Consider the following 9,447-nt stretch of genomic DNA (forward strand, 5'->3'; position numbering starts at 1 on the left):
CGCGGGCAACGACGCCGTGGTGGCGCTCACCATCCTCGTCGTGCTGTGGATCGCCACGTGGCAGCTCAGCCGCCGTTGGTCACAGATCATGGTAGGCCGCCTGCGTAAGGCCGGCTTCGACACCGCCCTCATCCCCGACGATGAGCGCCGCCGCGAGGTCCTCGTCTACGCCGACCGCGTCGTGGTGCTGCCCAAGGGCGGCGCGCCCGAGACCTACCAGCGCTCCGAGATGTGCAAGCCGCGCGTGGGCAGCGAGATCGTGGTGCTGCGCTTCCCGCACGGCGCCTACGCTCTCATTCCGCGCCGCTCGCTGAGCGCCCAGCGCTACAACGACCTGGTCAGGGAGCTCACCGGCTCCTCCGTCGCGGGGGAGTAGCCATGGGAACCAGCAAAAAGGCCCTCCGCGCCCGCCGCGGAACGCGCGGCAGCAAGCCCGGCGAGGGTGGCATCCCCGCCGACGCGCGCTACGTCAACGTCACCACGCTCGATGACGACCTCCTCGAGCGCACGGCCAAGCTCGAGCAGAGCTCCATCGCCAATCGGCTCTGCCTGGCCGTGGGAATCGCAATGATCGCGTTCGCGGGCGTCACGCTGTTGTTTCTGCACGCGGACGCCGTGGTGGCGGCCATCATCGCCATCCTGGGCGCCGTCGTCATCTACCAGGCGCACTTCTCCGCGCGACGCATGGCGAGAAACTATGGTCGCAGCCTCGACCAGGCGGGCGAGGACGGCCGCAAGCGCATGACCTTCTTCACCGCGACCGAGATGGGCACCGTCGACTCCGACGGCTCCGTGCACACGCTGCCCTACTCCGCCATCGACCGCGTGATCGAGGACGACCGCATGTTCGCGATTAGGATGAGCGACGAGGGCGGCCTCATGGCCATCGCCAAGTCCGGCTTCACGCACGGGCGCGCCGAGGACTTCGGCAACTCGATCCGCCGTCGCGTGGCGGAGGCCCATAGGCAGCTGAGCGGGCAGCTCAAGCACGGCAAGCGAAAGGACCCGAGCGCACGGGGTAAGTGAGCTTCGAGAGGCACGGCTGAGCTGAGGCCTCGCCTGCGGCGCATTCAAGACGGGCAACTTCCTCGAGCTCCTCACCATGGAGCCGGGCTTCTGCGAGCGCGCGGCCGAGTGCGGGTTGCACTCGTTCCAGATCATGGCGGGCGCCCTTGAGCGCGCGCCCGTGACCAGCGAGCTCCTCAGCTACGAGGGTCCCTTTGGTGTGGGTTACGGCATTGCCGCGTTCACGCCCACCGGCACCGCCGGCTCCGCGTCCGAGCGCGACTTTGGCGAGCAGTACGTGCAGCACCACGCGGCCGACATGCGCGAGCACCGCGAGGCGGAGGGCCCGTGGGTGGAGCTCGCGCGCCGCACGCTCGAGGCGTGCGTGGGCGACGGTGCGGGCCACGGGACCACGCCGGACGCGTCGGCGCTGCTGGGCTCGATGCGCGCGGCCGGCAGGCTGCCGGATGAGGCCCGCCGCGAGCTGGAGGGCATCCGTGCCGGCTGCTTTGTCTCAATCAAGAAGAATGGCCAGCTCAGAGGCTGCATCGGTACCACGGGTCCCGCACGCGGCTCGCTTGCCGAGGAGATCTGCGGCAACACCGTAGCCGCCGGCACGCGAGACCCGCGCTTCTCGGCCGTTCGCCCCGACGAGCTGCCCGAGCTGGTCTATGATGTCGACGTCCTGGGCACGCCCGAACCCGTCGACAGCACCGACGCCCTCGACTGCCGCCGTTACGGTGTCATCGTGAGCACGGTGGACGATCGGCGCGGCCTTTTGCTGCCCGACCTCGACGACGTGGAAACCGTCGATGAGCAGCTGCGCATTGCCACACGCAAGGGTGGCATTGACCTCGGGTCCGACCGCGGGCCCACACCCGTCTCGACCGTCTACGAGCTCGCCGGCGTTGCCCGCCGCCACCTGCGCCACGTCTTCGCGCGGAACTGCTAGCCTCTTCTCGCCTGCGTTGCCGTGTGGCGCGGACCCCGTCTCGTCGTCCGCGTGGCGCAGCCCCGTCTCGTCGCCCGCGTGGCGCAGGCCCGTCTCGTCGAAAAAGACAGCCACCGCGGATTTGCGTATTTGCTCCGAGCAAGCACGTCAATCCATGGTGGCTGTACCTCTTGTCTCGGCAGCCGCACGCTTGTACGCATTTGCGCCCGGCAAATGCGCCTATCCGTGGCAGCTGTGACTCTTGCCCCCACAGCTTGCACGCTCCTGCGTATTTGCACCCCTCAAATCCCCGCAAATTCGAAGGGGCGTGACAGCTTGTCCAACGAGAAAAAAGCGCCGGGGCACCCCGTCACCCAGGGCACCCCAGCGCGCAATAAGCCGTCAGCTCACGCGACTACCCGCGCAAACCTACATCTGCGCGCGCGTCTCGTCGATGATGCGGCGCACGGCGGTGGCGTTCTTGGCGATGTCCTCCGAGCTGCCCTTCGTGAGCAGGCTGCCCATGCCGGCCGCGTCGATGCCCTTGGAGACCCACTCGGCCAGGTTGTCCAGGTTGATGCCGCCGGACGCCATGAGCGGCATCCACGGCGTCGGCGTCTTGAAGGGCCCCACAAGCGACGGGCCGTACACGTTCGAGATCGGGAAGCACTTGATGAACGCGGCGCCCTTTGCCAGCGCGTGGTTGGCCTCGGTCATCGTGGTGCAGCCCGGCGCGTACGGGATCTGGTAGAGGTTGCAGAGCTCGGCCACCTCGTCAGAGCCGCAGTTGGCCACGATGAACTGCGCGCCGCTCATGATGGCGAGCCGGGCGGTCGTGGGCTCCATGACCGTGCCCGCGCCCACGAGCATGTCGTTGCCAAAGCGCTCCTGGATGCCGGAGATGACCTCGCCCGCGTTGGGCAGGGTGTAGCTGATCTCCATGGCCTTGACGCCGCCCTTAAGCAGGCCCTCGGCAATCTCGCAGCCGCGCTCCACCGTGGGAACGCGCACTACCGCGAACGCGCAGGTGTCGAAGAGGGCCTGGGTGACGGCCGCCTTCTGCATCTTCATGTGAGTTCTCCTCTCGCGCAAAAGGCCAGCCCGTGCGTGCCGCAGGCTGACCACACGCCACGTACTAGCTTACTTGTGTGCGATGCCATAGTGGTCGAGCATGGCGAGGCACTTCTCGTCCACGCCCTTGTCCACCCCGGTGACCGGGTAGCGGGCAGGGCCCACCGGGCAGCCGGCCAGCTCGAGCGAGCGCTTGAGCGTCTGCGGCGTGGAGCCCAGGTGCAGAACGTTGCGGATCGGCTCGATCTCGCCCTGCAGGCGCTCGGCTTCGGCGGCGTCGCCGGCCTCGAGGGCCTTCCACAGGTTCACGACCACCTCGGTGATGAGGTTGGCCGTGCCCGCGATGGCAGCCGTGGCGCCCAGTGCGTGCGCGGCGGAGATCTTGCCGTCGGAGCCCACAATCACGTCGACGTCCTTGCCCTTGGACGCGTCGAGGTAGCTCTGGAGGTTGTCCATGTTGCCCGAGCTGTCCTTGATGCCCTTCACGTTGTCGACCTGGGCAACCTCGGCCACGACCTCGGCCGAGATGTTGTGGCCCGTGGCCTTGGGGATGTTGTAGAGCAGCACCGGGATCTTGACGCTCTCGGCCACCATGGTGAAGTAGTTGATGAGCTGAGCATCCGTGATGCCGAGGAAGTACGGGTTGATCACCGAGAGGGCGCTGGCACCGGCGGCCTCCGCGCGCTTGGACATGTCGATGGCCTCGCGCGTGGAGCACGCACCCGTGCCCACGTAGACCGGCACGCGGCCGGCGACCCTCTCGATGACGAACTTTGAGAACTCGATCTTCTCGTCCGGCGTGCACACGTGGAACTCGCCGTTGGAGCCGAAGGTGAAGATGCCGTCGGCACCGCCGGCGATGATCTTCTCGACCAGCTGCTCGCCGGCGTCGTAGTTGATGGACTGGTCCTCGTCACGGTTGAACGGCGTGACCATCGGAACGATGACGCCCTTGAACGTGGACATGCGCTAACCCCTTTCTGAGGGCTGTGTTGCCTGGGACTGTGAGCAGGGCTTGAATGCCCGTGATGCAATGAACCGCAGGTGGCAAGGCTGTCGAGGCGCGGGGCGATGCCCGCCGCCGCCAGCCGCCGCCAAATCCCTACTTCTTGCGGACCTTCACGCGGTGGGCCCGCATGCGCCCGGCGATCTCGTCGGAGACGGTGTCGAGCGTGCCCTTCATGAACGGACGGTTGATGCCGACGTAGTACACGCCGGAGGGGTGCTTCACCCAGTCACCCCAGAGCAGCAGGCGCAGCGAGCTTCCCTGGCGGATGACCTTGTAGCCCTTGACCTTGGCGTACGGCACCACGAGCGCCTTCTTGCGGTCGGCCTTCTCGTAGATCACGAGGTCACGCTCGCGAAAGAGCATCACCGGCAGCTTGCCGAAGAACTTGCCAAAGAGCCGGCCCATGCGCCGCGAGCAGAACCACACCGCCGTGAGCGCAAAGATGATGACGATGAGCAGCACCACGTTACCGGTGACGTTGGCCGCCACCCACGACACGAAGGCGAGGCCGAGGAGCGCGATGTTGAGCACAAGCAAAAGGGCCGACTGCAGGACGAGGCGCGTGCGGTCCTCCTCGACCGTGAGCTCGACCTTGGAGCCGTCGTCGGCTGGGTCGGCGCCCGTGTCGCGCACGCCGATGACCGAGTCGACGATGCCGCGCTTGGGAGCGGCGGACTTACTCTCGGCCACCTTGCCCTCGGCCGGCGCCGCCACGGCCTGTTCCGTCCCAGCCGGCGCCCTCCCGGCCCGGGCCTCCTCGCCCGTCACGTCCGCGCCCCTGTCGCGCTTCTCTGCCATACCCATCCATTCATGAAGACGAGGGCGCCCGTGAGCTTGCTTCCACGAGCGCCCTCGGCATTAAAACCAGAGCCTAGCTTGCGATAACACCGAGGTACCCACCTGGCATCTTAAAACAGCGAGCCGATGCCGTAGATGATGGAGCCGACGATGTTGTAGTCGACGTTCGGGAACGAGGCGTCGGCGATTCCGAGGTTGGCGAAGGCCGGGTAGAGCACGAGCGGGCCAGCGCACAGGAAGATGCCGACGAGGAAGGAGCCGAGCAGGGCGCCCTTCCAGCCGCCGTAGGCGTAGCCGCAGACGCCGCAGGTGCCGCCGGAGAAGAAGCAAATGCCAGCAGCGGGGATCATGATGGTCGGGCTGTGGAAGGCCACCATGAAGGCCATGGCCACGAGGCCGCCGACGAACGAGCCGATGAAGCCGAGGATGACGGCGTTAGGCGCGAACGGGAAGATGGCGGGGCAGTCGACGGCCGGGCGAGCGCTCGGGATGAGCTTCTCGGAGATGCCGACGAAGGCGGCGGTGATCTCGGCGATGAACTGACGCACGCCGTAGATCAGGACAGACATGCCAGCGGCGAACTTGAGGCCGGCGATGAGCGGCCAGATCCACCAGATGTCGTTGCCGAAGTAGCTGGTGAAGGCCTTGCCGGTGGAGAGCTGGTCACCAAAGTGGCCGGTCACGAAGCAGGCGATGGTGACGATGTAGAACAGCACGACCATGAACAGGGCTACGGAGAACACGAAGTCACGGAAGAGCTTGAAGAACTCGGGGAGATTGGCCTCGTTCTGCTCCTCGTTCTCGAGCTCCTTCTCGTGCGACTTGGCGAAGAGCTTGCCGCAGTAGCCGGCGAAGGCGTAGCCGATGCAGTTGAAGTGGCCGATGGCGATGGAGTCGTCACCGACGAGCTTGCGCACGAACGGCTGGCAGAGGCTCGGCAGGGCAGCACCGCAGAAGCCAAGGATGACGCCACCAGCGACGATGGTCACGACGAGCGGGGCACCCAGGGCGATGAAGACGAGGGCGAGCACGGCCGCGAAGTACAGGAAGTGCTGGCCGGTGAGGAAGACTGCCTTGAACGGGGTGACCTTCGCGAACACGAGGTTCATCACGAAGCCGAGCACGAACACCATGGCGACCTCGGTGCCATAGGTGTTGAGGGCGAGGGCCGTGGCGACCTCGACCTGCGTCACGACGCCCTGCACCTGGAAGGCGCGCGTGAACATGTCGGAGAAGACCGTGACCTGGGCGCTCATGGCGTCGGAGCCGATGTTGAAGATCATAAAGCCGATGATGGTCTTCACGGTGCCGGAGATGACATCCACCGCCGACTTCTTCTGCAGCAGGAGGCCCACCAGGGCGATGATGCCCATGATGACGGCCGTGTCCCTGGCCTGCATGAGGAGAGCATTGAGCATGCTGGTTCCTTCCCTTGGATCCTACCTTGCATCCCTTGCGAGCCTTGGCGTGACTGGCCACGCGGCTGGTTCGCGGCACAAGACACCCCACCCCGGGGCTTGCGCCCCGGTGCGGTACGTGTCATGTGTCAGTTTCTGGGGCGACCGGGCGGCCGCTCATGCCGCCAGGCGCCCCGCAAAACGCTACGTCGAGCGCCTCTGGCCGCTTGGCTGGTCAGGCTGGGCCTGGCCGCCGTGCCGGAGTCCGCGCGAGGCTGGGGCGCGCTACTCGGCGCGCTCGGCCAGCCACTCCTCGAGCTTCTGCTTCATCTCGCCCTTGTTGACGATATTGGTGATGCCGATGGCGGACGGCACGCGATCGTCGGCATTGAGCTCGTCGGTGAGGTCGCTCATGGTGATGACGAGGTCGCCCTTGAAGCCGATGAGCGAGTCAAGGTTGCCGTGCTCGGTCTCGATGGGGAGGTTGTTCTCCTTGATGACTTGGTCGATCTTGATCTTGAGCATCATCGAGGAGCCCATGCCAGCGCGGCAGCAAACGAGAGTGTGATACACCTTGGCCATGTTGCTTACCTTCCTTCCTTCGTGTGGACGAGGTCCACGACGTTCTTGGGCGAAGAGGCGGAGTCGAGCTGCGCGAAGAAGTCGGGGTCGCCGAGGAGCTCGACGAGCGACTGCAGGGCGCTCAGGTGGTTGTCGTTGTCGGTGGCGGCAAGCGGGAACAGGTACTTGACCGGGTCGTTCTCCTTGCTGCCGAACTCGACCGGCTCCTTGAGCGTGACGATGCCGACGGCAGTCTTGAGAGCGCCGCACTCGGGGCGCGCGTGCGGCATGGCCACGTGCTCCGTGATCACGAAGTAGGGGCCGAGCTCCTGGGCACCCTTAATGATGTCGTCGACATAGGCGGGCGTGACGTCCCCGTTGTCGACCATCGGCTGCGCGGCCTTGCGAATGGCATCCTGCCAGTCGGTGGCCTCGACGTTCAGCTGAACCAGACTCTCGTCCAGAAGGTCGCTGAGCATCCGCGTTCACCTCTTCTTTCCTTGTGCGTCGGCGGACAGCCGGTGGACTGCGCGACTCCGGGTTCCCAGCGTCGTGTGACTTGGGGCGGCTTGCGCCTGCGATTGCGCCCGGCGCTGGCGCTTGGCTCGCGCCTGCCCTGCGGCTTTCCGCCTCGCGCCCGCGCACGCCTGGAATTCGCGCTAACGCTTGCGCCACACTTCGCACTCGGCCCCGGCCCGTCTGCGGCACGACCACGCGTGCGCCTGCGAATCAGGCCCGCGCATTCATAAAAACGCGCTTGGTCCTCGTTACGCACAAGAGTTTTCCATAGATTCACCATGGTGTCTATTTATTCCGGCAAACGGTAGGATTATATGTGTGTGCGTATTGTGTAGTATTTGTCACTAATTTACTATTTTTCTAGCATTTTTACTCTTTTTATGAAACTCCGACCGTTACTATGTTCATTCGTTCATAAAGTTACTTCTCTCTTGACGCCAATAGCATTACGATTGGAATCCATATAATTACGACTGATATCCATTACTAAATGGGCTCTCTCGAGAGTTGTAACGTTCATTTCCAATATCTTAAATGAACGATTACAATTGATTCGTTCATCATATACGCCGTCACGTTCACGGCACTCGCCTGCCTCCCCTCGGCAAGCGCACGTCATACCACCAGCGGTCCCGCCCCTCGACAGTTGGAGCCCAAGATGAAGCGTAGCAAGGCATATGTGGCCGCTCGTCGCGACGCAATCATCGCGCTGCTCGAGAGCAACGGGCAGATGAGCGTCAACGCCCTGGCCGAGCACTTCGAGGTCTCACCGCTCACCATCCGGCGGGACCTCAACCAGCTCGAGACGCAGCAGGTCCTCACGCATGAGCACGGATCGGCCATCCTGCTCAACCCGCTGGGCAGACCCGCGGGATCACAGCAGGTGCGCGCCAACAAGGCGATTGCGCGCGAGGCGGCACGCCACATTAGCGACGGCGAGTGCGTCTTCGTGAGCGCCAGCTCCACGGCGCTGGGCATCATCAGCTTCATCACGGCCGAGGACGTCACGGTCATCACCAACAACGGACGCGTGCTGCAGATGGACGAGACGCCCAATGTCACCATTCTGCTCACGGGCGGCGAGGTACGGCCGCCGCGCGCGTCGATGACTGGCGACATCGCGCATGACCTCGTGCGACGCGTCACGGCCTCGAAGTGCTTCCTCGGGGCGTCGGGCATCTCGGCCAAGTACGGGCTTGCCTCGGCCACCTCGCCCGAGCCGGCGGTTAACGCGCTTATGATCGAGCGCTCGAAGGAGTGCATCGTGGTGGCCGACTCGTCCAAGCTGGGACACGAGTCGAGCTTCCAGTTTGCGTCGGCCGACGAGGTCGACCTGCTCATCACCGACACGGGCGCCACCGACGCGCAGGTCGCCGAGCTCGAGGCCTACGGCCTCAAGCGCGTCGTGCGCGTGGACCCCTCCCTCGCCGCCGAAGCCCGCCGCAGCCTGTAGCCGCCACTGCTGTCGGCCCTGCCCCCATCCCGCCGCTGGCTCGCTGTGGCCTTTAGCCGCCACTGCTGTCGGCCCGCCCTCCCACCGCCGTCGATCCGCGCCTACCACTGCCGGCCTGCGCCTTTGGTACTGGCCCGTTCGCCCAGGCCAGCCGGCCGGCACCAAAATGTGACAAATCATACGGAAGGACGTCACGAGCGAGACGCTACCCGGCAGCGCCAATTCTGCGCTGGTGCGTTTTGAACGGATTTGAACAGCATGCTTGTGACCCCTCATATGACTCGTGCGGTTTGGGCGGTTTTGAATATTCAGAACCGCCCAAACCGCACGAGTCACTTCGACCCCCTCCAACCTGGCACACAAAAGCGTCAAAAATGCACCAAGCCCCGTGAGCATGGGACCGCGCGGCGTTTGGGGCGGGACCCGCCGCCTCGAAGCGGTGCGGCACAATGAAGGTGACCCCACCAGGGGCCCAGCCCATAAGGACCGCACGGTTATTAAGAAGGGACCGCCATATCAGGGACCATCCCATGAGGGGACGCGCAACCTAATGAAATGGCAGCTTGAAGTTGATGGGGGCTCAGACTATTTCTGGACTCGCCCAGATGACGAGCACCAGCCTCCCACGGCACTCGTTCGGGCTCATCAAGGCCCGCGCATTGGTTCAGTTGGCCGCGCGTCTGCGCGGTCGAAAAAGGCCGCC

10 protein-coding genes are annotated in these 9,447 nt (G+C 65.1%); 4 read left to right on the plus strand and 6 right to left on the minus strand.

Annotation, left to right across the window (positions count from 1 at the left end):
- The 3 genes from EFAMC1_RS10825 to EFAMC1_RS10835 all read left to right on the plus strand — a co-directional run.
- On the plus strand, window positions 1-376 hold a 376-nt coding region (locus EFAMC1_RS10825; protein ID WP_187324675.1), incomplete at its 5' end, for a hypothetical protein.
- Between the two features lie 2 nt (window positions 377-378).
- A complete protein-coding gene (locus EFAMC1_RS10830) occupies window positions 379-1,026 on the plus strand; it encodes a YcxB family protein (RefSeq protein WP_154054281.1) in 648 nt (215 codons plus the stop codon).
- Between the two features lie 76 nt (window positions 1,027-1,102).
- A complete protein-coding gene (locus EFAMC1_RS10835) occupies window positions 1,103-1,957 on the plus strand; it encodes an AMMECR1 domain-containing protein (RefSeq protein ID WP_154054282.1) in 855 nt (284 codons plus the stop codon).
- 408 nt (window positions 1,958-2,365) lie between these two features.
- On the opposite strand, the gene EFAMC1_RS10840 is transcribed toward EFAMC1_RS10835, so the two are convergent.
- The 6 genes from EFAMC1_RS10840 to EFAMC1_RS10865 all read right to left on the minus strand — a co-directional run bounded on the left by EFAMC1_RS10840 (window position 2,366) and on the right by EFAMC1_RS10865 (window position 7,251).
- On the minus strand, window positions 2,366-3,007 hold the full coding sequence (locus EFAMC1_RS10840; RefSeq protein WP_154054283.1) for a ketohydroxyglutarate aldolase: 642 nt from the start codon (window positions 3,005-3,007) through the stop codon (window positions 2,366-2,368).
- A gap of 69 nt (window positions 3,008-3,076) precedes the next feature.
- Window positions 3,077-3,973, minus strand: a complete 897-nt coding sequence (locus EFAMC1_RS10845) for a dihydrodipicolinate synthase family protein (protein ID WP_154054284.1) — start codon at window positions 3,971-3,973, stop codon at window positions 3,077-3,079.
- Between the two features lie 136 nt (window positions 3,974-4,109).
- Complete coding sequence (locus EFAMC1_RS10850; protein WP_154054285.1) at window positions 4,110-4,814, minus strand: hypothetical protein; 705 nt, start codon at window positions 4,812-4,814, stop codon at window positions 4,110-4,112.
- A 110-nt stretch (window positions 4,815-4,924) separates the two neighbouring features.
- Window positions 4,925-6,232: a PTS ascorbate transporter subunit IIC gene (locus EFAMC1_RS10855; protein ID WP_154054286.1), complete on the minus strand. Its 1,308-nt coding sequence runs from the start codon at window positions 6,230-6,232 to the stop codon at window positions 4,925-4,927.
- 264 nt (window positions 6,233-6,496) lie between these two features.
- On the minus strand, window positions 6,497-6,784 hold the full coding sequence (locus EFAMC1_RS10860; protein WP_187324676.1) for a PTS sugar transporter subunit IIB: 288 nt from the start codon (window positions 6,782-6,784) through the stop codon (window positions 6,497-6,499).
- A gap of 14 nt (window positions 6,785-6,798) precedes the next feature.
- Window positions 6,799-7,251 carry a PTS sugar transporter subunit IIA gene (locus EFAMC1_RS10865; protein ID WP_154054288.1) on the minus strand — a complete coding sequence of 151 codons (453 nt, stop codon included), beginning with the start codon at window positions 7,249-7,251 and terminating at the stop codon, window positions 6,799-6,801.
- Window positions 7,252-7,949: 698 nt separating this feature from the next.
- Here EFAMC1_RS10865 and EFAMC1_RS10870 point away from each other — a divergent pair.
- Window positions 7,950-8,744, plus strand: a complete 795-nt coding sequence (locus EFAMC1_RS10870; protein WP_154054289.1) for a DeoR/GlpR family DNA-binding transcription regulator — start codon at window positions 7,950-7,952, stop codon at window positions 8,742-8,744.
- The last annotated feature ends 703 nt before the right edge of the window (window positions 8,745-9,447 follow it).

Source organism: Olsenella uli (assembly GCF_901212675.1).
Classification (GTDB): Bacteria; Actinomycetota; Coriobacteriia; order Coriobacteriales; family Atopobiaceae; genus Parolsenella; species Parolsenella uli_B.

What these genes read in the sequence shown, in the direction of transcription:
- EFAMC1_RS10850 (WP_154054285.1), bottom strand. Translation starts at nt 4,814, where the DNA reads ATGGCAGAGAAGCGCGACAGGGGCGCGGACGTGACGGGCGAGGAGGCC.
- EFAMC1_RS10835 (WP_154054282.1), top strand. Translation starts at nt 1,103, where the DNA reads ATGGAGCCGGGCTTCTGCGAGCGCGCGGCCGAGTGCGGGTTGCACTCG.
- EFAMC1_RS10870 (WP_154054289.1), top strand. Translation starts at nt 7,950, where the DNA reads ATGAAGCGTAGCAAGGCATATGTGGCCGCTCGTCGCGACGCAATCATC.
- EFAMC1_RS10840 (WP_154054283.1), bottom strand. Translation starts at nt 3,007, where the DNA reads ATGAAGATGCAGAAGGCGGCCGTCACCCAGGCCCTCTTCGACACCTGC.
- EFAMC1_RS10830 (WP_154054281.1), top strand. Translation starts at nt 379, where the DNA reads ATGGGAACCAGCAAAAAGGCCCTCCGCGCCCGCCGCGGAACGCGCGGC.
- EFAMC1_RS10865 (WP_154054288.1), bottom strand. Translation starts at nt 7,251, where the DNA reads ATGCTCAGCGACCTTCTGGACGAGAGTCTGGTTCAGCTGAACGTCGAG.
- EFAMC1_RS10855 (WP_154054286.1), bottom strand. Translation starts at nt 6,232, where the DNA reads ATGCTCAATGCTCTCCTCATGCAGGCCAGGGACACGGCCGTCATCATG.
- EFAMC1_RS10845 (WP_154054284.1), bottom strand. Translation starts at nt 3,973, where the DNA reads ATGTCCACGTTCAAGGGCGTCATCGTTCCGATGGTCACGCCGTTCAAC.